This window comes from Pedobacter suwonensis (genome assembly GCF_900111825.1).
Lineage (GTDB): Bacteria > Bacteroidota > Bacteroidia > Sphingobacteriales > Sphingobacteriaceae > Pedobacter > Pedobacter suwonensis.
In genome coordinates this window covers 150,327-174,126 of record NZ_FOJM01000005.1, presented here as the reverse complement: position 1 = coordinate 174,126, position 23,800 = coordinate 150,327, and the positions used below count along the sequence as shown (strand labels likewise).

Genomic DNA, 23,800 nt, shown 5'->3' with positions numbered 1-23,800 from the left:
CTTAAACCCTAAACCTTAACAATGTTCTATCAACGCTTTACCTTCCGTTTAATATTCCGCCTGCTGACCATCAATCTGCTGGGTTATCTTTTATTTTACCTCATTAAAAACACCGAACTCTGGTTTACCATTACAGGCGTTGCACTGATTTTATTGGGTACCATTATTTCCCTTTATTACTATATCAATCAGATCCGGTCCGATATTAACCGTTTCATTTTGGCCGTAAAAACGAGAGATCATACCTTAAACTTCAGAAACAAAACAACCAGAGGCAGTTTCCCGGAGCTATACGAATCGTTTACTGATATTTTACAGGTTCACAAACAGATTAAACTGGAACAGGAAGCCATGTTTCAGCTGATCAAAACCATTTTAGAGCAGGTTCCGGTTGGGGTAATCGTGGTGAGCAATACAACAGCAGAAAAAGATAACGAGATTGCATTTTTCAATCAGGCTGCTTCTAACCTTTTAGGTGTGCCCGCCTATAAATACTGGCATCGGTTAAAAGAGCATTTGCCAGCGTTCGGAGCAGAAATAGAGCAGATTTCAACAGGTGGAAAAAGGTTTCTGGAACTTAAGATTCAGGATAAACTAACCCAGTTATCTACTGAAGTGATTCCTTTAAACCTTTACGGGAAGAACTACATCATCATTAGTTTTCAGAACATTAAAGATGAAATTGAGCAAAAAGAAACTGAAGCCTGGAACAGGTTAGTCGGTGTTATTTCGCATGAAATTTTAAATTCCATCACGCCTATCAGCTCCTTATCAGATACTATCAACAAAATGGTAACCGATAAAAAGGACTTAACTGAAGATGAAATGGAAGACCTTAAAACAGCACTTCATACGATCCAAAGGCGCTCATCCGGTTTACTGGATTTCGTAAAAGATTACCGTTTAATTGCCGAACTGCCTACACCAAACCTTGAGCCGCATACCATTGGAGAAATATTAAAGCACATTAAGGTACTGATGCAGCCATTTGCTAAAGTTAAAAATGTGGTGCTGGATGTAGAACAGACTTCATCAAAAATCACCATTCAGCTGGATCTGAAATTGATAGAACAGGTATTAATTAACCTGATTACCAACAGTATTTATGCGGTCGAAAATAAGGATATGCCTCATATCAATGTAAATTACCGTTTAGAAAACACCAAGCTATATATCGATGTTAGTGATAATGGAAAAGGTATAGCGGCTGATGATCTTGAAAAAATATTCGTTCCATTTTATACCACCAGAAAAAATGGATCGGGTATAGGATTAACCATCAGCCGTAACATCATGAAAATGCACAGAGGCAGTATCGAAGTTATTTCTACTCCCGAAAGTGGTACAACTTTTTCATTGGTATTTAACTACGTTTAATCATCTGAATGTTTTTTTGACCTAAAAATTCAAACAAAATAAGAATGATAATGCTTTTAAGATATAGATACATCGAATAAAAGCATGAAGACAGTTATAATATCGAACAGACTACCCGTTAAAATCATTGAAGAGAACAACGAATACACGTTTATTCCCAGCGAGGGCGGCCTTGCCACCGGCCTTGGCGATGTATATAAATCAGGCAACTCCATTTGGATCGGATGGCCCGGAATTGAGGTTCCGGAAGAACGTCAGGAAGAAGTTACGCAAAAACTTGCCGAACTAAACCTCTATCCGGTTTTTCTTACCCAAAACGAAATTAATTTATATTACGAAGGCTTTTCAAATGAAGTGTTATGGCCTGTATTTCATTACCTGGTTACCTACGCAAATTATGAACAAAGTTATTGGGATTGCTACCGATCGGTAAATGAGAAATTTGCCAAAAGTGCCATGCATGTACTGGATCGAAAGGATAAAATCTGGATTCAAGACTATCAATTGCTGCTGTTGCCAGGTATTTTAAGAGAGAAACTCCCGAATGCTACCATCGGTTTTTTTCAGCATATTCCCTTTCCGTCATACGAAATTTTCAGGCTCATCCCCTGGCGGGAAGAACTATTAAATGGCCTGATTGGTGCCGATCTAATTGGTTTCCATACTTACGATGATGTACGCCATTTTATCAGCACCGCCACACGTTTGCTACCCGTAAACTCATCATCAAACGTACTTAATAGTCACGAAAGACAAATTGTGATAGAAGCTTTTCCAATGGGAATTGATTTCGATAAATTTTCTGATCTACCTGTCACTGAAAAAGTAAAAAAAGAAATTGATTATTTCAGGACTGGTAAAGAAGAGATGAAAGTAATCCTTTCTATCGACCGGTTAGACTACAGTAAAGGTATACTCGAAAGGTTGAAAGCCATGGAATTACTACTTCAGGAACATCCCGAATATATTGGTAAAATAGAACTTTTCATGATTGTAGTCCCTTCAAGGGATACCGTACCACAATATAGCGAGTTAAGAGACCAGATTGACCAGTTTGTTGGAAATTTAAATGCGAGGTACCGCTCCATAAACTGGATTCCAGTAAATTATTTTTATCGCTCTTTCCCCATTGAAGTACTCTCTGCACTTTATTCAACTGCCGACATTTGCCTGGTAACGCCGATGCGCGATGGGATGAATCTGGTAAGTAAAGAATATGTAGCTAGCCGGAACCACGAAGATGGTGTATTGATTTTAAGCGAAATGGCAGGTGCTTCCAAAGAATTAACTGATGCTGTAATTGTTAATCCAAATAATATAGGCGACATTATGGAAGCCATCGTAACTGCATTAAAAATGCCTTTGGAAGAACAACAGCAACGCATGAAAGCCATGCGGGCTATAGTGGAAAAATTTAACGTTAAACATTGGGTTAACAATTTTATTTTAAGATTAAACGAAGTGAAAGATTCTCAAAAATCATTATTAACTAAACACGCAGTAAATTCGATTAATGAAGTAATTGCTGCTAAATATGCAATAACAACCGATAGGGTTCTATTTTTAGATTATGATGGCACACTGGTAGATTTTACCGGGAACATTGATGATGCCTCTCCTGACGACGAACTTTATGATCTAATCGAAAACCTGACCCTTGATCATGCCAATAAAGTGATCATTATAAGCGGAAGGCGACATGAAACGCTGGAGCAGTGGTTTGGGCATTTAAAGGTAGATCTGATTGCTGAACATGGCGCATGGCAAAAGTCGTATGGAGATAAGTGGAATAGTCTGCCCCTGCTTACCGACCAATGGAAACAGGAAATAAAGACTTTATTAGAAACCTATACCGACCGTACTCCAGGATCATTCATTGAGGAAAAAAGCTATTCAATGGTATGGCACTATCGAAAAGCAGAAGATGGATTAGGTGATTTACGGGCCAATGAAATCGTAAGCCACATGAAAATTCTGGCTGCTGATAAAGGATTACAGTTGATGCCAGGGAACAAAGTAATCGAGTTTAAAAATATAGAAGTTAATAAAGGAAAAGCTGCTTTAAACTGGTTATATGATAAAAACCCTGATTTCATTCTGGCATTAGGCGACGACCATACCGATGAAGACATTTTCAAAGTACTGCCAGATAATGCTTTTACCATAAAAGTTGGCAATAATATTTCAGAAGCAAAGTATTACTTAAATGATTTTAAAGAGGTAAGAAAGTTACTTTGGAGTTTAGTAAAAGAGGAGTTTATTGAACGGGGTTAATAAATGTATAGTTAATTAATACCATAATGCCAAGAGCCTGTCTCAAAATAACAGATTAAATAATAGCAGTAGAATTAAATTTGGGTATGTCGTCATGCTCAGCTTGACTGGGCATCTTAATGCTCTGTTAAGGACTTATTTAGTTGCCGTTCTATCGCATTAAGATTCCCGTTTTCACGGGAATGACGCCCTTTCAAAATATTATTCTGCCAAAAATCTCCAAAATCATTTCTGAGACAGCCTCCTTTTTTCAATTAAATTTTAAAGAATCCCCGCAGATTCAATATGATTTTCGCAGATTTTCGCCCAAATCTATTAATCCAATACGAAGGTGTTTGTCCTAACAGACCTATTTCTTATGAAAGATATCGTCTTTTCGAGCGGAGTGAAACGCAGTCGAGAAATCTACTAGAGAAATATTTTCAGATAGATCTCTCCATTCCTCTGCGTTTCAGTAGAGAGGACGATGCTTTCTATTGAATTTTATCCTATCCATTAAATCTCTCTGCAACGTCACCCTGAACTCGTTTCACGGTGTTTTTTACAAGAAAGATCTCTACCGTACATAAGTCAGGGTCTGTGTCCCCAAAGGCCTTTTTTCAACTATAATTTTAAAGAATCCCGCAGATTTCAATATGACTTTCGCAGATTTTCGCCCAAATCTATTAATCCAATACGAAGGTGTTTGTCCTTACAGACCTATTTCTTATGAAAGATATCGTCTTTTCGAGCGGAGTGAAACGCAGTCGAGAAATCTACTAGAGAAATATTTTCAGATAGATCTCTCCATTCCTCTGCGTTTCAGTAGAGAGGACGATGCTTTCTATTGAATTTTATCCTATCCATTAAATCTCTCTGCAACGTCACCCTGAACTCGTTTCACGGTGTTTTTTACAAGAAAGATCTCTACCGTCCATAAGTCAGGGTCTGTGTCCCCAAAGGCCTTTTTTCAACTATAATTTTAAAGAATCCCGCAGATTCAATATGATTTCGCAGATTTTTCGCCCAAATCTATTAGTCCAATACGAAGGTGTGTGTCCTAACAGACCTATTTCCTAAGAAAGATATCGTCTTTTCGAGCGGGGTGAAACGCAGTCGAGAAATCTATTAGAGAGATATTTTCAGATAGATCTCTCCATTCCTCTGCATTTCAGTAGAGATGACGATGCTTTCCATTGAATTTATCCTATCCATTAAATCTCTGCAACGTCAACCTGAACTTGTTTCAGGGTCTTTTTTACAGGAAAGATCGCTCCCGCCCCGAAGCCAGGGTCTGTGTCCCCACAGACCTTTTTTCAACTATAATTTTAAAGAATCCCGCAGATTTCAATATGATTTTCGCAGATTTTCGCCCAAATCTATTAATCTAATACGAAGGTGTTTGTCCTAACAGACCTATTTCTTATGAAAGATATCGTCTTTTCGAGCGGAGTGAAACGCAGTCGAGAAATCTATTAGAGATATATTTTCAAATAGATCTTTCCATTCCTCTGCATTTCAGTAGAGATGGCGATGCTTTCTATTGAATTTTATCCTATCCATTAAATCTCTCTGCAACGTCAACCTGAACTTGTTTCAGGGTCTTTTTTACAGGAAAAATCTCTCCCGCCCTAAGCCAGGGTCTGTGTCACCACAGACCTTTTTGAAAATAGCTTTGACAACGTCAAATATGTATTTTACATATCATAGTTGTCAAAGTTTAATCTATAATCTTACAAAAATATCGGCCTATCCAGCTTAATGGCAATGCGGTAAGCGGCGTTCATCAAACCTACATGACTATAAGCCTGCGGGAAGTTACCCCATTGACTACCTGTTTTGGCGTCAACATCTTCGCTAAACAATAGCAGGTGGTTACAGTATTTAACGATATTTTCAAACTCCTTTATCGCTTCGTCAGTACGTCCCACACAGGCCAAAGCCTCTACATACCAAAATGCGCAGATTAAAAATGTGGTTTTGGGTTTACCGAAATCATCAGCATGCAGGTATCGGTAAAAAAGTCCATCTTCAGTTTTGAGTTCCTTTTCTAAAGCAATTAAATGGTCCTTTGCCCGGTCAGAAGCGGGATCAAGATAATTCATCATAATCAGCTGTAGTGTGCTGGCATCCAAATGCGGACTTCCTACAGCATTGGTATACACTTTTCTTTCCGGATCGTAGCAGGCTTCAATATGTGCTGAAGCTTTCTCAATCAGCAGATTTGCACGTCTTTCGAAATCTTCATTACCAATGGTTTTAGCCATTTTTAAAGCAGCCTGTGCACCTGCCCATTGGAAAAGGTTACTATAACAATGTACATTGGCAATGTTTCTGAATTCCCATATTCCGGCATCCTTTTCATCAATGGTACGTTCAATTTTAGAAAGTACACTTTCAATCCACTTTACTGAATCACCCCGTTCCGAAAAAACAAAACGGTGGTCGGTATAAAGTGGCAGCATAGAAATCAAAACCTGCCCATAAATATCATTCTGAATGTGTTCGTATGCCTGATTTCCGATCCTAATGGGCTGTTCTCCTCTATAACCATCCAGATGATCAAGAGTGCGTTCGGTAATTTGTCTTTCGCCCGCAATACCGTATAAAGGCTGGTAACGCACATCTTCAGCACGCGAAATATCGGACAGGTAATTAAAATACCGTTCCATTTCTTCAAAATGTCCGATATGGTTTAAGGATGTGAGCACATAGTGCGAATCGCGAAGCCAGCAATAGCGATAATCCCAGTTTCTTGTGCTACCTGGTGATTCGGGCAAACTGGTGGTACTTGCGGCTATAATGGCACCTGTGTCTTCGTATTGGTGGATTTTCAAAACGAGGGCCGAACGGATTACAAATGGCTGGTAAAAACCTGCTATTGATGAATGTTTGATCCATAAACGCCAATAAGAAATGGTTTCCCTTAAAAAATTCTCGGCTGTACTAACGATCGGTGCTTCTAAATTTTGTCCATAAGTCATCACCAAATACTTTGGCTCGTTCAGCACAAATGCTTTCTCGTCGAAAATATAGGTAAGTGATACATTGGTACTTAAGCGTATATTTTCATCACAGCCCAAATAGTCGATGTGATTGCTTCCCCTGCTTGATCTCATTTTACCTTTTCCATAATCGCAAACCGGCTCACACTTAATGGTAATGCGCGGGTTACCTTCCAAAGGCTCAATTTTTCTGATAAACATCAGTGGTTTAAAATAGCGATCGTATAAATGAAAACGGGGTGCAAAATCGGTAATCCGGTATTTTCCGTCTTCAGCGCTAATCTCCGTTCTTAGAACATTGGTATTCTCGATGTAATATTGATGAGAAGTAAATTCGCCCTGTGGCAAAATCGAAAATTCACCTCCTTTTTTTTCATCCAATAAACTGCCAAATACAAAAGGGCTATCAAAACGTGGCCAGCAAAGCCAGGATATATCAGTATTTTTATTTACGTGAGCGATAAAAGCGCAATTCCCTATAATTCCTGTTTGATAAAGGTGTTGATGATCGGTCATAAACTATTTTTTGTTTATTTACTAACAAGCTTACCGGGAAAATGTTGGGTAGAAAGATAAAAAGACCTGATATATCCAGGGTTTTCGCTGGAATAAACGGAAAAGACCTCACAGATTTTTGAAATCTGTAAGGTCTTGAAAGATTCTTCGCTTCGCTCAGAATGACAATATATCTTAAATTACTGTACCACTTGGTACAACAGCACCTTTTTTAATAACCACTATACCATCTTTTACAGCATAAAGCTCAAAATCGCCATCTTCCAAATGATCGCCGCCATTAATTTTAACATCGTTACCAATACGACAATTTTTATCAATGATGGCGTTATTGATGAAGCAACGATCGCCTATTCCAATCAAAGAATTTCCCTTACTGTTTTCTTCCTGTATCTCTTCTAAAGTCTGGTACCTATCGCTACCCATAATATAGGCATTGGTAATCACCGTATCCTTTCCTATTCTCGACCTGATCCCTAAAACAGCATGTTCTACCTTGCTGGCCTGAATAATACAGCCTTCAGCAATAATGGTTTTATCTAAAGTGGTACCCGAAATTTTCGAAGGTGGCAACATCCTTGCCCTGGTAAAAATAGCATGGTTGCTATCGAACATATTAAACTTCGGTATTTCATCTGTCAGTCCTAAATTGGCTTCAAAGAAAGATGAAATGTTACCGATATCGGTCCAATAACCCTCATATTGGAAGCTTAAAACCCTGCTTTCCCTAATAGCTCTAGGCAAAATTTCTTTACCAAAATCCTTTTCCTCTTCGTTTTCGTTTAAGATATTGATCAGGTAATCGCGGTTAAAAACGTAGATCCCCATCGATGCCAGAAAGTTGCGCCCTTCCGATTGCATTTCTTCCCCCGTATCAGAAACCCAATCCTCTAATCCGGTTTTAGGTTTCTCGATGAAAGAAGTAATCATGTTTTCCTCATCAGCCTTTAAAATACCAAAATCAGTTGCATCTTTTGCCGTTACCGGAATGGTAGCGATGGTAATTTCTGCAGCAGCTTCGATATGTTTCTCAATCATATCTTTAAAATCCATCTGGTAAAGTTGATCACCCGAAAGGATTAAAATATAATCAAATTCATGAGAAACGATGTGATGCATACACTGACGGACAGCATCTGCAGTACCCTGGAACCAGCCAGAGTTTTGCACCGTTTGCTCGGCAGCTAAGATATCAACAAAAGCCGTACTGAAGTGACTAAAGTGATAGGTATTTTTAATGTGTTTGTTTAGGGATGCCGAATTAAACTGGGTTAACACAAACATACGGTGGATACCCGAATTGAGGCAGTTCGAGATTGGAATGTCTACCAAACGGTATTTACCAGCTATCGGAACTGCCGGTTTAGAACGTGTTTGTGTTAGTGGCGATAATCTAGAGCCCTGGCCACCGCCAAGGATAACGCCTAAAACTTTGTCAGTCATGCTTAAGCTTATTTTAAATTTTGGTATAATTCTATATAATTCAAGGCTGCCCTATCCCATGAATGATCAATTTTCATCATGGTTTTTCTTACAGCTTTAAAGGCTTTTTTATCATTGTAAAATCCAACTGCACGGTTAATAGAATGTGTAACATCCCAAATACTCGTTTGGTCATGGCAGATCCCGAAACCATTGTCGCCAATATCGATCACAGTATCTCTCAGCCCTCCAACCCTACGCACAATCGGAACCGTTCCGTAGCGTAAGGCATAAAGCTGGTTCAGTCCACAAGGCTCCACTCTTGATGGCATGATCAGAAAATCCGCACCTGCATATATTTGATGCGAAACCTGTTCATTATAACCGATATAAGCATTGTATCTGCCTCCGAAGAAATCCTTCAACTGGTTTAACCTTCCTTCCACCCAACTATCTCCCGAGCCTAAAACCAAAATATTGATGTTGTCGCCATGCTGTTGCAAAGCGGTATAAAAAATGTCCGGTAAAATATCGGCACCTTTTTCGTCAACCAATCTTCCTATAAAAGTAAACAGGGGCTTAGATGAATCTAATTGAAAAACATCGCAAAGTGCTTTTTTGTTTGCCAATTTCCCAGCTTCTACAGTTTTTATAGTATAACCCTTATTCAGCATGGGGTCTGTTTCAGGATTCCATACTTCGTTATCAATTCCATTTAATATCCCAACTGATTTCCAACGTTCCTGTCGTAACAAACTTTCCAGTCCGCGCGCATTGCCCATCATTTCTTCCAGGTAAGTTGGCGAAACCGTAGTTACCTTCCAGGCACATTTAATAGCAGAAGCAAGGGGATTTATGGCATCATCCCAGCCCAGTAAACCACCTTTCCATAAATCGAATGCGGGTAAATAGTACAATTTATCCCATCCAAACTGGCCCTGATATTGGGCGTTATGAATGGTTAGCACCGTAGGCACAATGCTTATAGGCTTATATTTTATGCAATTTGAAACCATAAAAGGAATCAATCCTGTATGGTGATCATGACAATGTATTACGTCCGGGCGATGCTCCCATTGCACCATCCAATCGAGGGTAGCAATCTGAAAAGCCATAAATCTTTCCGTATCGTCGCCGTAACCATATACATTTGGGCGGTCTGTTAAGCCCTGTATATGGACAATATATAAGTCGAAACCCAGTTTATTGGTTTTTTCTTTTAGAATACGGTACTGAAAGTGGTTATTCCCGTAATTTGCCCAGGCATCATAAGTGACCTCAAATTCACTTTCGCGGATAAATTTGGTATCGTAAGCAGGCACAACCACTTTGGCAATATGGCCTAGTTTATTCTGGTATTTTGGTAAGGCCCCTACTACATCGGCTAAACCACCAACCTTTGCAACTGGGTAACACTCGGCACTTATATGTATAATTTCCATCAAATATTTGCAGTAGATAACTGAAGTAAGTTACTAATTGTTTTGAGTTTTGCAAATAATGAAAATTATATTTTTAGTTGATTATTCTATCAAATATCGTCATCTCGACTGGAGCAAAGCGTAACGGAGAGATCTAATTCATATAAATTTACTTCTGTGTTTTTTTGAAAGTGAATGTTCTGTTTTCTGTGGCGGCCTGCAGCCCTGCTTTCCGCTATAAGTCCTCACTGCGTTCCGGGCTTACCGCTACAATCAGGCTTATAAACAAAGTTGGTTTCCCGTCAAACGCTGGAAATGTGGTATTGGGAACAATTTTCTGTTGAGTTCTAAATTGGAGCAATGCGGAACGATGAAATCTTACACTCTGTTCGCATGGTTTTAATTTAGACTTTTCAGCGGTGATCTTTTTAATTCTGCGGGAACAAGTGGCTGATAACTTCCCGCTGATTTCGCAGATAAACGCGGAGATTTTTCAAAACAGCTATTTACGCCAGAGATCCTGAAATAATTTGAGCGTGAAGCCACATCATATAATATGAAAATGCAAACATAAAAAAACCGCTTAAATCCATAAGCGGTTTTTAACAACAAAACAAATATATTTCTTAAAAATATCTAGTACTCTTCAGCGATAATTTCGTAGAAATCGCGGATGGGTTGAAATTGAGGGTGTAATGAAACCACATCGCCAAAAACCAATAGAGCCGGGGCCGTTATTCTTTTATCTTCCACAATCTCAGCAATGGTTTCAACTATACCTACCACAATCTTTTCGTCAGGTGTGGAACCATTTTGGATAACGGCAACTGGCAACAGATTTTTACTTTCTGCCTGAAAAATGGCTGCAATCTCTTTTACTTTTTCAATGCCGTTTAAAACAACTATCGTAGCTTTCGTTTTTGCAGCTATGTACAAATCCTCCGAAATTTCACCTTTAGAATTGGTTCCAGTTACTGCCCAAAAACTTTCGCTCATGTCCTTATAAATCATAGGGATTTTTTGCAAACTTGGCACACCTGTGGCACTCGAAATCCCAGGAATGATTTCAGTAGGGATACTATAAGATTCTGCTGCATCTATTTCTTCATACCCTTTTGCAAAGAAAAACGGGTCGCCGCTTTTTAAACGTACAACATGACCATAATTTAAAGCATAGTCAATGATGAGCCTGTTTACTGCGTCCTGAGAAAATGATTCATCATCAGAACGTTTGCCTACATAAACTTTAGGGATACCATCTGGTGCATGACACAATAAAGCTTCGTTTACATTTGCATCATACAAAACAACATCAGCTGTTTTTAATGCCTTAACCCCTTTTAAACTAAATAAATCCGGGTCACCAGGACCAGCACCTATTAATGTAATTTTTGGTTCAATGTTCGCTTTTTCTACTTTATTCAAAATCATAACTGAAAGTTTATGTCCATTATCCATTCGTTAACAATACAAATATATAAAGTCTATAGAAATTGTAGTAATTTATTTTAAAATAATTTTATAACTGTCGTTCAGAACAAATTGAAGGATATCTGTATAGCTACCACTCGATCTTATAACTATCGCCCGAAATGATAGTACCGCAAATGGAGCCTAACAAGCGAAAAAAATCTCCGTGCTTTCTCTGCATCAGTGGCAAAAATAAACTATAATCGATACATTAGGGCAAACTTCATTTGTGTATCTGAACCGGAGCGACAGAAAAACGGGAGATATGATAGACCCTGAAATAAATTCAGGGTGACGGATAGCGTTAGAAAATATCTTCGTGCTTTTACGCCTCCGTGGCAAAAAAATTGAACAAGGTCTTAGCGAGACGCTAAGACCAGCGTCTTTGGAGCAATGACAAACTAATTATCCCTCAGGATGTAAGATCAAGCGTTTATTTACAATCCACCTCTGAAAAAGTAAATTTCCCGGCTTCGTAATTAATGGGCTTTCCTTTTACAAAATAGGATCTTCCCAGCGTGGTTTCAATCTGTGCAACTCCCATAATGAGTTTACCATCTTTCTTTAAAAAAGCCAGTGGGTTGGTAAATGCCTTTGTGGTATCTTTACCTGTATTAAACCGATAATCAACCAGTAAAGTATCGCCGTTAAATTTTCCACTTATTTTGCCGTTATTTTCAGGCTTGTCAGCATATTTTACCAAAAGTGAACCGGTTATTTTGCCAGATGCCATTGTTTTTACAATCATAGCAGCACTGTCTTTTTCGAAGAAAGCGGCATAACAGGTTTGATTGACTACCGAATCTTTTTTTGCAGTATCAGTCTTTTTCTGAGATTGGTTACAGGCAAAAACGAAGGGCATAGCCGCTAAAGCGAAATACAAGAGATTTTTTTTCATGTTTTGGAATTTGGGTTTCCGTTTATATTGTAATAACGAGATGAAAAATCTGAATCGTTTCCATAAGTTAAATATACAAAAAACCTGTAAAGAAAAACGGGGCACCATTTGGTGCCCCGCTGAAATTGCTTTCGCATTAGAATAATCTAAAGCTTTCACTATTATATTTGGTTGTGGTTCTCCACGCTAAGGTTTTCTGGATTACGAGATTTTAGGATCAGTAACTGATTTAGCGATTTATTAATTTTTATTTTCCATCTTACATTTCACATCGTCCATTCTTCCATCATTAATGCGTTAAGAATATCAAGATTTTAGCCGTACCCTACAACACTATCCATTATTGATCATTGAAAATTGCTTATTGGCTATTTCAAATCTTCCATCCAACATCTTCCATCTTACCGCCTACTCCACTGCCGCCCTAAACATGAGTGCGCCAACGGTTAAATTGGTCCGGGTATCAACTAAAATAGCAGAACCATTTGCCCGGTTATCATCATATAAATCAAAAGCCAGCGCATCAGCGGTTTTCACAATTACACGGCCAATATCATTCAGTTTAAATTCTTCTGCAGCATGCTTTTCTAAAGTATTGATATCTACTTTATGTAGAATTTCGCTGATTTTACATTTGGTAACCTTGCTATTATGTTGAATATTATACATGATGGAAGTATCAAGGGCACGCGTATCCATCCAGCAAAGATCTGCTTCAATCAGTTTTGTTTCCTGTGGCAAAGCCGATGCATTTACAATGGTATCACCACGACTAATGTCGACATCGTCTTTTAAGTGAATGATAACCGATTGACCAGCGTGTGCAGCATCAAGTTCTTCATCAAAAAACTCAATCTTCTCTACAACAGAACTTGCTCCTGAAGGAAGGACCGTAACTTTATCATTTAATTTGAAAGTTCCGCTTAACACACGCCCAGCATAACCCCGGTAATCATGCAGCTCTGCTGTTTGCGGACGAACTACCCATTGTACTGGCATCCGCGCCAGTTGAGATTGATCTAAGTGGTCGGTATCTACCTTTTCCAGAAAATGCAACAAACTTTCACCTTCATACCATTGCATATTTTCTGATGTTTGTACTACATTATCGCCTTTTAATGCGCTCACGGGGATATAGGTTACATCAACCAACTTTAATCGCTGCGCCAAAACTTTGTATTTTTCAACAATGGCACTATACACGGTTTCACTATAATCCACCATATCCATCTTGTTGATGCAGACCACCACATGTTTAATGCCCAGTAAAGAAACGATATACGAATGACGGATAGTCTGCTCTACCACACCGTTACGGGCATCAATTAAGATGATGGCTAAGTTAGCAGTAGAAGCTCCGGTAACCATATTTCTGGTATACTGAATGTGGCCCGGGGTATCTGCAATGATAAATTTACGCTTTTCTGTCTGAAAATATTTATAGGCTACATCAATGGTAATACCCTGCTCACGTTCTGCCCTTAAACCATCAGTTAAAATGGCTAAGTCTATTGTCCCATCGTCATTTTTGCGGTTGGAGCGCTGCAAAGCTTCTAACTGATCAGCCAAAATAGAATCTGTATCGTATAACAAACGGCCAATTAAGGTACTTTTACCATCATCTACGCTGCCTGCTGTGAAAAATTTTAATATGTTCATTTTTTTGAGATTTGAGATATGAGATAATAGATATGAGACGGATGCAAGATTGTCAGATCTCACGCTACCCTTAAAAATAATAAATATGAGATTAGACAGATGCAAGATTCTCAAATCTCACATCTAAAATCTCACGTCTCCTTTAAAAATACCCTCCCTTTTTTCTGTCTTCCATTGCGGCTTCAGAAACCTTGTCGTCTAAACGTGCACCACGCTCTGAAATTTTTGAGGCACTGATTTCTGAAATAATATCGTCGATCAAAAATGCGTCTGATTCTACTGCGGCGGTGCAAGACATATCGCCAACCGTACGGAAACGCACCTGTTTACGTTGTACCACATCTTCCTCATCCATATTTAAAAAAGGCGAAGCGGCCATCAGCTGGCCATTCCTGGTAATTACCTCTCGTTCGTGCGAAAAATAAATGCTCGGAAGTTCTATTTTCTCCCTGCGGATGTAATTCCAGACGTCTAATTCTGTCCAGTTACTGATCGGAAATACACGAATGTTTTCGCCTTTATGGATTTTACCGTTGTAAATGTTCCAGAGTTCGGGACGCTGGCGTTTCGGATCCCACTGTCCGAACTCATCGCGGACAGAGAAAATACGCTCCTTTGCCCTGGCTTTTTCTTCATCTCTACGGGCACCGCCAATACAGGCATCGAACTGGTATTTGGCAATGGTATCGAGCAAGGTTACGGTTTGCAATGCATTTCTACTGGCATTTTTACCGGTCTGTTCTACTACTTTACCCTGGTCGATAGATTCCTGAACAGAGCCAATAATAAGTTTCTCACCAATCCTTTCTATCATTTGATCACGGTAGGTGATGGTTTCTTCGAAATTATGACCGGTGTCTATGTGTACCAGCGGAAAAGGAAATTTACCCGGACGGAAAGCTTTTTCTGCCAAACGAACCAAAGTAATCGAATCTTTCCCCCCTGAAAACAAAAGGGCTGGTTTTTCAAACTGACCTGCAACTTCACGTAAGATGTGAATGGCTTCGGCCTCCAGCTCATCTAAATAATCAAAATTATATGTACTCATTTCAATTGTTGGAATGTTTAAATATTGAATGTTCCAAACACTCAAAGTTATATTTGTTGTTGTTAATTGTCGGAAGGTTCGAAAAGTTGGAAGGCTTAAATTCCATTCCATATCTACCATTTTACTTCTTCCATCAGCCTGCGGCATGTAAACCGCATTCTTTTTTGCTCTGGTCTTCCCACCACCATCTACCGGCCCTGAAATCTTCGCCGGGCTGTACTGCTCGTGTACAGGGTGCGCATCCTATACTAGGAAAACCCTTATCATGCAAAGTATTGTACACAATATTGTTTTCTTTAATGTAGGTTTTTACGTCATCCAAAGTCCAATCAAAAATAGGGTGAAATTTGATCAATTGGTTTCCTTCGTCCCATTCCAAATCATGCATATCCTCGCGGTTGGCACTTTGATCGGCCCTGATCCCTGTTATCCAGATATCATTACCTTTCAATGCTCTTTTTAAGGGTTCGATTTTACGGATGTAACAGCACTCTTTTCTATTCTCTACCGATTCGTAAAAACTGTTAGGGCCTTTTGTGTTGACCATATCCTCTAAGAGTCCGTTCTGCGGATAATAGGCATGAATGGGTTTATTATAAATTTCTAAGGTACGGTTCCAAACATAATAGGTTTCCGGAAACAAACGTCCGGTTTCTAAAGTAAAAACCTTGATCGGAATATTATTGGCAAAAATTAAATGGGTAATTGCCTGGTCTTCCCAGCCAAAACTGGTTGAAAATATAATACGCCCGGCGTATTCAGTTGCCAAAAATTTCAGTTTATCTACTGTACTTAAGCCTTCCAGTGTTGCTTTTATCTCCTCTAAGTTCCCCATCACTATATTAATTTTAAAATAAACATGATTACACTCCTTAAGCTTACGATCATCACAATAATCCCCACGGCAACCATAATGGTTTTTGCCGAAATTTTGTTGGATACTTTTGCGGCTATTGGCGATGCGATTGCGCTACCGATAATTAAACCTACAACGGCCTCCCAGTGTTTGCCACCTAACATGGTAAAGAAGGTAAGCGAACTCAACGTGGCGATAAAAAAGCGGCTGATTTTCACAGTGCCCAAAGAAAACAAGGGATGCCTGCCGCCTGCAATTAAACTGGATAATACAATCGATCCCCATCCGCCACCAAAGGCTGCATCTATAAAACCTCCTACAAAACCTAATAAACCAATTTTTTTGATTTTCTGATCCGCTTTTTTCCTTTTGATGTTAAACGCTTTCATTAGAATAACAGCCCCCAGAAAAAGTGTATAAACTGCAACAACCGGTTTAACATAACTGCTGTAGTGTTCTAATGAAGATAGGATGTAAGCGCCTAAAACGGCTCCGATGATAGCAGGAAGGATTAAAATTTTAAATAATTTCCAGTTTACATTCCCCATCCGGTAATGCATCCATCCTGCAATTCCGTTACTCATTACCTCAGAAATATGGATGGCCATACTTGCGGATGCGGGAGGCAAACCCATCGCAAGCGAGAATGATGCGGTGGTCACACCATACGACATCCCAATGGCACCATCTATTAATGCGAATACAAATCCGGCACCTAAAAACCAATAAAACAACGGATCGATATTGATTAAAAATTGCTGGAATTCCGGCTCGGTATTCCACAGAGAAAATCCGATAGCGACAATGAGTAAAACCGATGCTACCCAGATTAACCATTTGATATTCTGCTCGGCAAAGCTTTTTTTCGGATTAATTAAACTTTGGGTAACCTTATTCAGTTTTTTAACCTTTGCAGAAAAATCGCCATTTAACGTTTGGCGCAAAGCACTCATATTCTGCAGCGTTTCATCCAGCTCTGCAGGTAAACCTTCATTTAAAATTTGTTTTAAACGTTTAGCAATGGTTGGCGATTTTCCATTTGTAGAAATGGCAATCTTCAAATCACCTTTTTGAACGATTGACCCCAGGTAAAAATCGCATAATTCTGGCTTATCGGCCACATTGATCAGCAAACCACGCTCATGCGTTACCTTTCTGATTTCGTCATTTAAAATATAATTATTGGTCGCAGCAAAAACGATATCAATATCATTTAAATCATTTACATCAAAAGTTTTTTGTTTAACTTTTATCAGCGGATAATTTGCAACAAGTGCATAAACCTCTGGCGATACCTGCTCTGCTACGATGGTAATGGTAGCGCTGTGGCTATTATTTACAATTGCCGTTAACTTCTCCAACCCGATATTGCCCGCACCAATTAATAATGTACGCAGCTTGTTCAGCTTTACAAAAACAGGAAAAAGCTGGTTACCTTTTTCTTCTTCAGAAAAAGACGCTGCACTATCAGATTGGTTAGGCAATACTTGCATATTGTTTAATTAATTTTTTAAATGACGGATGTAATGATACAACTTCTCCAAAAATTAATAATGCAGGTGCTTTAATATTTTCTTGTAGCACCAACCTTTCTATGGTTTCAACCACGCCGATAACCAATTTTTCATCTTCTGCAGATCCATTCTGCACTACTGCAGCTGGTAAATTTTGCTTGCCTGCAGCTTTAAAGATCTCTACAATTTTAGCTAGTTTTTTGAGTCCCATCAGTACCAGTACCGTAGCTTTTGATTGTGCTGCCTGGTAAATATCAGCAGATACTTCTCCGGAAGTCGTCGTTCCGGTGATTACCCAAAAACTTTCGCTCATACCGCGGTGCGTAACCGGGATCTGTTGTAGGCCAGGTACGCCGATCGAACTTGAAATACCCGGAATAACACTAACCGGAATGCTATACGATGCAGCATAGTCCAATTCCTCATATCCCCTGCCAAAAACAAATGGATCACCACCTTTTAAACGCACTACATGACCGTAGTTTAGAGCATAATCGATCATTAATTTGTTGATGGTATCCTGCGGGTAGGAATGCTCTCCAGAACGTTTCCCTACATATACCTTAATGGCGGCTGCCGGAGCATGCTCTAATAATGCCTCGTTGGTTAAAGCATCATACAATACCACATCAGCAGTTTGCAATGCTTTTACGCCTTTTAAGGTTAATAAATCCGGGTCGCCTGGACCTGCCCCCAAAAGGGTAATTTTTGATTCTATATTTTGATTAACCATGTATCTTTTTAATTATTCTATTTTGAAAAACTGGATAAAGAGTTGTTTGACGCTTAGCGTTCACAGTTCTCACATCTATCATCTCAAATCTCATTTCACCAATACCGCTCTTTTCTCTTTAATTTGATTTAGAAACTGATTGGCTTCTTCAAAATATTTCTTTGCAAACTCGGCAGTTGGTTCATTTTTATTGATCTGTAAAACCAGGTCTGAGAAATTGGTAGGCAAATTAAATTCGCCGGTTTCTACATAGTGGCTATCAAATTCGCGAATTACCCCAACCTGTGTGCTACTATTTACTCCTTTATCCAACAACAGCGATTTTGCAGCACTTACAAAAGTGCTGTAGGTATGGTAAATAGAATCTGCATAAGCACCTTTATCTAAGTTTTGCTTTGCCCATTCAAATTTTTCATCAGCCTCTAATAATAAGGTAGCTACGAGATCAATTACTACACCAGCACACTCGCCTACACCAATGGCTGTTACAAATTCTTCCACATGCCCCCAGTCTACAAACTCCTCTGTTTTAAGGTTGGTTAAATCGGCCAATGGCTTCAACAACTGATAAAAATGGTCTTTACCTTTACGATCATAATATTGATGGAAGTTTTCATCAGCCAGGTTATTGGCCTTAAAATCATTTAAAATATAGTGTAAAACACTTGTTGCCCTTTTTGAGGGCACTTTAATTACCCGTTCTGCCACGCGGCCTACGCCGTTACCTACAGTACCTCCACCAAGCATCACCTGAACGGCAGGAACCACTTTTCCTTCGGCTTTTACCGAGCTTCCGTGGAAACCGATTTCAGCTAAACCATGCTGACCGCAAGAGTTCATACAGCCGCTGATTTTGATCTTGATGTTTTTTTCGTAAATAAACTCGGGGAAATCGGTATAAATAACCTCTTCCAAAACTTCAGCAAGTGTCATCGAGTTGGAAATACCCAGGTTACAGGTATCAGTACCTGGACAAGTCGTAATATCGGCCAAACTATCAAAACCGGCTGTCGTAAAACCAATTTTATTTAAAGCGGTGTATAGAGAAGGCAAAGCTTCCTTCCGTACAAATTTCAACAATAAGCCCTGGTTTTGGGTAATCCTGATTTCATCAGCCACATATAACCTGATGGCATCAACAAACGCCCTTGCTTTATCTGTTTTGATATCTCCTACCTGAACTTTTACATAAACACCATAAAACCCTGCTTGCTTTTGTTCAATTACATTGGTAGCTAACCAGTGTTTATAATGGGCTTCATTCAGTATCTCTACCGAAGGGTATTCTTGTTCTAAAGGCAAGAGTGGTTGTTGAACAGCGTTAACATCAATTTTAAAGGTTTTTACTTTGTTGGCGGTGCGTTCTTCAGCAACCAAACGCAAAACCTCTTCCAGACCCAGTTTTTGAACAAGATATTTTAAGCGTGCTTTATTGCGATTGTTACGCTCGCCATAACGGTCAAAAACGCGAAGAACAGACTCAGTAAAAGGGATTAACTGATCTTCAGGTAAAAATTCGTGAACGGCATTGGCCAGAAAAGGTTGTGCTCCTAAACCACCGGCAAATAAAACCTTGAAGCCACGTTCGCCTTTTTCATTTATTTTAGGAATAAAACCTAAATCGTGAATGTAGCTGAATGCGGTGTCCCTATCACTGGATGAAAAAGAAATTTTAATCTTACGGCCCATTTCCTGACAGATGGGATTACGTAAAAAGTAGGCAAATACTGCCTGAGCATAAGGTGAAACATCAAAAGGCTCTTCTGCATCTATTCCAGCATTTGGAGAAGCGGTTACATTGCGCACCGTATTTCCGCAGGCTTCGCGAAGGGTAATATCATCCTGTTCGAGCTTTGCCCAAAGTTCTGGTGTGCGGTCTAAACTTACATAGTGGATCTGGATATCCTGACGGGTAGTTAAGTGCAGGTTACCACTTCCGTACTCATCGGCAATATCGGCAATACGCAATAACTGTTTAAAAGTTACCTTGCCAAACGGCAACTTAATACGCACCATCTGCACACCCGGTTGCCTTTGTCCGTAAACACCACGGGCCAAACGCAGGCTTCTAAACTTTTCGTCGTGAATGGTTCCATCCCTGAAAGCTTTAATCTTATTCTCCAAATCGATAATGTCCTGCTCGACAATCGGATTTTCGAGTTCTGTTCTGAAACTTTGCATATGTGTTGTTAGCTAATTCTAAAAATGCCTCCCTTTCACCGGGAAGCATTCCATGTTTTATACTAAAAGTGATCTGTAGGTTCCAATTATTGCGTTTTGCAACAGCACATCATCTGTACAGCAGTTAACTTTTCAGGCATAAAACTGAAATTTATATGCCAAATATATAAAGTATATAGGAATAGTAGTAATTTATTATAAAAAAATTTACATAGAAGAACGTCATTTCGACTGGAGCGCAGCGAAATGGAGAAATCTGTAAATTAAATTCTTAAATTAGGGTAACTGAAAACTACAAATTGCTAACTGCCAATTGATTTAGTATGCTTAAACCTATCAGGTTTAAAAAACCTGATAGGTTTTTACGCGGTTCAGGGTAACAGACCATTAGGAGAAAGTTCTAAAAACTATAAATTAACGATACCGATTTTTAGGTTATCCTCGCGGCCAATTACGTCGGCAATGCTGGTTTCGGTTAAAACCTTGAGCGTAGCATCTCTAACATCAATAAAAGCACTCCTGATTCCACAAGTTTTCTCATCTACACACTCATCACATTTGTGGTAAAAGTTTAAACTCGCACAGGGAACCATGGCGATCGGTCCATCGGTTACACGCATTACATGTACCAAAAAGATTTCTTCAGGTTTTTTGTTGAGGCTATAACCGCCTCCGGCACCTTTTTTACTATATAGAAAGCCTGCGTTACGCAAATCGAGCAGAATCTGCTCCAAAAACTTTTTAGGGATATGCTCCTCCTCTGCAATTTTCGAAATCTGCATGGGTGGTTTATCTAAATTTTTGCCCAACGCCACAAGCGCTTTTATGGCATATTTTGTCTTTTTGGATAGCATATTTGTACAAAGCTAATAAAAGAAAGTAAATTATAAAATATGCAACAGGAAGTTGATTTTAATTCCTCCTGCTATCATATTGATAAATATAACGCAGAATAATGATCATTGCTTTAATCAAACGGGCGTAAAAATAACTTCATCATTTAACAGAAAGTCAATTATCAGCGTTTAAAATCTACTTTTGCGCACTATTCTGAATTGCAGATCTAATCATGAAAAGAAAACTCAATCTATTGCCGCTCATCATCGTTGCAATTATATTTTTTGCCTTTAACGCTTATGTTTTATCTGGCCTGGGTGCAATCAGTCAATCCAGCTTATTAAGCCCCATTTTCTGGGTATTTATTACCGGTTTAACTTTTGCCTTATTTTTTGCCATTCAGCAAATGCGGATTCAGGGCATCAATAAATTTTTCCAGATCGTCAGCCACACTTTCCTGATTGTTTTTGCAGCAGAAATTGTATTCGCTTTTTTTCTGCTGCTCGGCGATGTTTTCCGATTATTGATGGCAGTTGCTATTAGTTTTGAATCAGGTGGATTTCATATCGCTGCCAGAAACAACTACTGGGTAGATTTTGCTTTTATAATGTTCTGTTTAACCATTGCCCTGTTTGCTTATGGCATTACCAAGGGAAAATATGCTTACCGCGTAATTAAAAATACTTTATACTTTGATGATCTGCCTGTAAGTTTTGATGGCTTTACGTTAACGCAAATTTCTGATGTACATGCGGGAAGTTTTACCAATCCAAAAGCCGTTCAAAAAGGGATTGATATGATTAATGCGCAAAAAAGTGATCTGTTTGTTTTCACCGGCGATCTGGTCAATAATGCCGCATCAGAAATTGTACCTTACATAGGCCATTTTTCGCAGATTAAAGCACCATTCGGACAGTTTTCTGTTTTAGGAAATCACGATTATGGCGATTATATCAAGTGGCCTACAGAAGCAGATAAAATACAGAACCTGAACCGATTAAAAGCGTACCACAATGAACTTGGCTTTAAACTTTTACTGGATGAACATGTAGAACTGCATAAGAACGGCGAAAAAATTATATTAGCTGGAATAGAAAACTGGGGAATTGGTTTTGGAGAACGTGGTGATCTGAATAAGGCCTTACAGAATACCAGTGTTACCGATTTCAAGATTTTGCTCTCGCACGATCCTTCGCACTGGGATGCACAGGTAAAAAATTATCCGTCTAAAATTAACTTATCCCTTGCCGGGCACACCCATGGCATGCAGTTTGGCATAGAAGCTTTCGGGATCAAATGGAGTCCGGTGAAATACCGTTACAAACACTGGGCAGGCATTAAGACCGAAAATGGCAGGTTTTTAAACGTAAACAGGGGTTTTGGTTTTCTGGGTTTTTCAGGCCGGATCGGGATCTGGCCAGAGATTACGGTGATAGAGTTGAAGAAAAAATAAACAACAAATGCCCCGGGATGGGGGATTTGTTGTCTACGCAATCGTCATTCCCGCGCAGGCGGGAATCTTATGCAAGTAACAAGTCCAGCTAAAGTATTACGATTCCCAATCAAGTTGGGAATAACGAACGCAAACGCCGTGGTCTGTGTCCCCACAGACCACTCGGAATAAACATCTTGATCGGTCGGTGAGACACCAACCAAGGAATTCATTTGAAGGTGCAGTCAGACGTTGCCATCTGACTTTGGGTAAATCGAGCGATTGATGAAATCAAATAAACCTTCTCTTTTCCAGATTAATATCGGCCATAAAAATAATATGGATCGCCCAGTTTGAGTGGATTGCAAAACAATTAAAAACCCAAAAGCCCTTGAAGTTAAATCTGTTCAGACCGATTTCTTCGTTTTACTGCGCTTTAGTTGAAATAACCATAATATTATTTTAACTACAAAGATAGTTTATCTATTAAAATCGTTATCTTGCTTTAAATTACCTCATGGCATGAAAACATTATTATTTATTTTTTTATCAATGCTATTATTTGAAACGCCAACCATTGAGAAAGACCGCGACCGCTGGAAGCCTTATTACACCAATGTCGCTCCTGCAAAAACTGCAGATCAATGGTTTTTACCCTTTGATGTAGCTAACCGTAAAAAGACAATCAACATTAAAATCATCAGCATTTTTGGCGATCACCGCGACAGTTATGTTAAAGGCCATATTCACACGGCTATTGATATCAATCCTGCTCAACCAAAAAGTAAACTTGTTGGTGTTTATGCCATGGCCAACGGAGTAGTTTGTTCTGTACATTTAGGGGAAAACCAACGTACCGTAGTGGTCAAACATAAACTGCCTAATGGCCAAACGATGTTCACTTCTTATAAACACCTGAAAGAGATTTATGTAAGCAATGGTCAGCAGGTGGATCAGAATACCAAACTGGCCAGGTTATTTACACCGCAGGAAAGTAAAAAGTATGGAGGCGATTATCACCACCTCCATTTAGAAATCAGGAAAAAATTTGATGATTATGGCTGTGCCAGCTGGTTAACCTTTAATAAGCTACAACTGAACGAACGGTTTTACAATCCCCAAAAGTTTATGAAGGAATATGTTAAATAAAGATATTGTGAACGGTCTACTTCAGATTT

At 39.1% G+C, this 23,800-nt stretch carries 16 protein-coding genes; 4 read left to right on the top strand and 12 right to left on the bottom strand.

Annotation, left to right across the window (positions count from 1 at the left end; translation table 11 throughout):
• Positions 1–21 precede the first annotated feature (21 nt).
• Positions 22–1,377: a sensor histidine kinase gene (locus BM107_RS08190; RefSeq protein ID WP_090982118.1), complete on the top strand. Its 1,356-nt coding sequence runs from the start codon at positions 22–24 to the stop codon at positions 1,375–1,377.
• A gap of 84 nt (positions 1,378–1,461) precedes the next feature.
• A complete protein-coding gene (locus BM107_RS08185) occupies positions 1,462–3,651 on the top strand; it encodes a bifunctional alpha,alpha-trehalose-phosphate synthase (UDP-forming)/trehalose-phosphatase (protein ID WP_090982116.1) in 2,190 nt (729 codons plus the stop codon).
• Between the two features lie 1,712 nt (positions 3,652–5,363).
• Here BM107_RS08185 and BM107_RS08180 read toward each other — a convergent pair.
• The 12 genes from BM107_RS08180 to BM107_RS08120 form a co-directional block, all read right to left on the bottom strand.
• Positions 5,364–7,151, bottom strand: a complete 1,788-nt coding sequence (locus tag BM107_RS08180; protein WP_090982114.1) for a glycoside hydrolase family 15 protein — start codon at positions 7,149–7,151, stop codon at positions 5,364–5,366.
• Between the two features lie 174 nt (positions 7,152–7,325).
• Positions 7,326–8,594, bottom strand: coding sequence for a glucose-1-phosphate adenylyltransferase (locus tag BM107_RS08175; protein ID WP_090982112.1), 1,269 nt, complete (start codon positions 8,592–8,594; stop codon positions 7,326–7,328).
• 8 nt (positions 8,595–8,602) lie between these two features.
• On the bottom strand, positions 8,603–10,015 hold the full coding sequence (locus BM107_RS08170; protein WP_090982110.1) for a glycogen synthase: 1,413 nt from the start codon (positions 10,013–10,015) through the stop codon (positions 8,603–8,605).
• A gap of 615 nt (positions 10,016–10,630) precedes the next feature.
• On the bottom strand, positions 10,631–11,425 hold the full coding sequence (gene cobA, locus BM107_RS08160; RefSeq protein ID WP_090982363.1) for a uroporphyrinogen-III C-methyltransferase: 795 nt from the start codon (positions 11,423–11,425) through the stop codon (positions 10,631–10,633).
• Between the two features lie 472 nt (positions 11,426–11,897).
• Positions 11,898–12,362 carry a hypothetical protein gene (locus BM107_RS08155; protein WP_090982106.1) on the bottom strand — a complete coding sequence of 155 codons (465 nt, stop codon included), beginning with the start codon at positions 12,360–12,362 and terminating at the stop codon, positions 11,898–11,900.
• Positions 12,363–12,770: 408 nt separating this feature from the next.
• Complete coding sequence (locus tag BM107_RS08150) at positions 12,771–14,021, bottom strand: sulfate adenylyltransferase subunit 1 (protein WP_090982105.1); 1,251 nt, start codon at positions 14,019–14,021, stop codon at positions 12,771–12,773.
• Positions 14,022–14,163: 142 nt separating this feature from the next.
• Entirely contained in the window at positions 14,164–15,069 is a 906-nt protein-coding gene (gene cysD / locus BM107_RS08145; protein ID WP_090982362.1) for a sulfate adenylyltransferase subunit CysD, read from the bottom strand.
• Positions 15,070–15,202: 133 nt separating this feature from the next.
• Entirely contained in the window at positions 15,203–15,904 is a 702-nt protein-coding gene (locus BM107_RS08140) for a phosphoadenylyl-sulfate reductase (RefSeq protein WP_090982103.1), read from the bottom strand.
• A 2-nt stretch (positions 15,905–15,906) separates the two neighbouring features.
• Positions 15,907–17,418 carry a TSUP family transporter gene (locus tag BM107_RS08135; RefSeq protein ID WP_090982101.1) on the bottom strand — a complete coding sequence of 504 codons (1,512 nt, stop codon included), beginning with the start codon at positions 17,416–17,418 and terminating at the stop codon, positions 15,907–15,909.
• Positions 17,402–18,172 carry a uroporphyrinogen-III C-methyltransferase gene (cobA, locus tag BM107_RS08130; protein ID WP_090982099.1) on the bottom strand — a complete coding sequence of 257 codons (771 nt, stop codon included), beginning with the start codon at positions 18,170–18,172 and terminating at the stop codon, positions 17,402–17,404. Before cobA (BM107_RS08130) ends, BM107_RS08135 begins: the two co-directional genes overlap by 17 nt.
• Before the next feature lie 90 nt (positions 18,173–18,262).
• On the bottom strand, positions 18,263–20,353 hold the full coding sequence (locus tag BM107_RS08125; RefSeq protein ID WP_090982097.1) for a HEPN domain-containing protein: 2,091 nt from the start codon (positions 20,351–20,353) through the stop codon (positions 18,263–18,265).
• A gap of 407 nt (positions 20,354–20,760) precedes the next feature.
• Positions 20,761–21,207 (bottom strand): RrF2 family transcriptional regulator, encoded by a 447-nt coding sequence (locus BM107_RS08120; protein WP_090982095.1) that lies wholly within the window; start codon positions 21,205–21,207, stop codon positions 20,761–20,763.
• A 215-nt stretch (positions 21,208–21,422) separates the two neighbouring features.
• Here BM107_RS08120 and BM107_RS08115 point away from each other — a divergent pair, with 215 nt between their 5' ends.
• Together BM107_RS08115 and BM107_RS08110 are read left to right on the top strand one after the other, a co-directional pair.
• Positions 21,423–22,643, top strand: coding sequence for a metallophosphoesterase (locus BM107_RS08115; protein WP_166672313.1), 1,221 nt, complete (start codon positions 21,423–21,425; stop codon positions 22,641–22,643).
• A gap of 501 nt (positions 22,644–23,144) precedes the next feature.
• Positions 23,145–23,771 carry a M23 family metallopeptidase gene (locus BM107_RS08110; protein WP_090982093.1) on the top strand — a complete coding sequence of 209 codons (627 nt, stop codon included), beginning with the start codon at positions 23,145–23,147 and terminating at the stop codon, positions 23,769–23,771.
• Positions 23,772–23,800 lie beyond the last annotated feature (29 nt).

Bases quoted from the DNA above. Each gene is read 5' to 3' on its own strand.
- BM107_RS08190 (WP_090982118.1), top strand. From the start codon at position 22: ATGTTCTATCAACGCTTTACCTTCCGTTTAATATTCCGCCTGCTGACC.
- BM107_RS08185 (WP_090982116.1), top strand. From the start codon at position 1,462: ATGAAGACAGTTATAATATCGAACAGACTACCCGTTAAAATCATTGAA.
- BM107_RS08180 (WP_090982114.1), bottom strand. From the start codon at position 7,151: ATGACCGATCATCAACACCTTTATCAAACAGGAATTATAGGGAATTGC.
- BM107_RS08175 (WP_090982112.1), bottom strand. From the start codon at position 8,594: ATGACTGACAAAGTTTTAGGCGTTATCCTTGGCGGTGGCCAGGGCTCT.
- BM107_RS08170 (WP_090982110.1), bottom strand. From the start codon at position 10,015: ATGGAAATTATACATATAAGTGCCGAGTGTTACCCAGTTGCAAAGGTT.
- cobA (WP_090982363.1), bottom strand. From the start codon at position 11,425: ATGATTTTGAATAAAGTAGAAAAAGCGAACATTGAACCAAAAATTACA.
- BM107_RS08155 (WP_090982106.1), bottom strand. From the start codon at position 12,362: ATGAAAAAAAATCTCTTGTATTTCGCTTTAGCGGCTATGCCCTTCGTT.
- BM107_RS08150 (WP_090982105.1), bottom strand. From the start codon at position 14,021: ATGAACATATTAAAATTTTTCACAGCAGGCAGCGTAGATGATGGTAAA.
- cysD (WP_090982362.1), bottom strand. From the start codon at position 15,069: ATGAGTACATATAATTTTGATTATTTAGATGAGCTGGAGGCCGAAGCC.
- BM107_RS08140 (WP_090982103.1), bottom strand. From the start codon at position 15,904: ATGGGGAACTTAGAGGAGATAAAAGCAACACTGGAAGGCTTAAGTACA.
- BM107_RS08135 (WP_090982101.1), bottom strand. From the start codon at position 17,418: ATGCAAGTATTGCCTAACCAATCTGATAGTGCAGCGTCTTTTTCTGAA.
- cobA (WP_090982099.1), bottom strand. From the start codon at position 18,172: ATGGTTAATCAAAATATAGAATCAAAAATTACCCTTTTGGGGGCAGGT.
- BM107_RS08125 (WP_090982097.1), bottom strand. From the start codon at position 20,353: ATGCAAAGTTTCAGAACAGAACTCGAAAATCCGATTGTCGAGCAGGAC.
- BM107_RS08120 (WP_090982095.1), bottom strand. From the start codon at position 21,207: ATGCTATCCAAAAAGACAAAATATGCCATAAAAGCGCTTGTGGCGTTG.
- BM107_RS08115 (WP_166672313.1), top strand. From the start codon at position 21,423: ATGAAAAGAAAACTCAATCTATTGCCGCTCATCATCGTTGCAATTATA.
- BM107_RS08110 (WP_090982093.1), top strand. From the start codon at position 23,145: ATGAAAACATTATTATTTATTTTTTTATCAATGCTATTATTTGAAACG.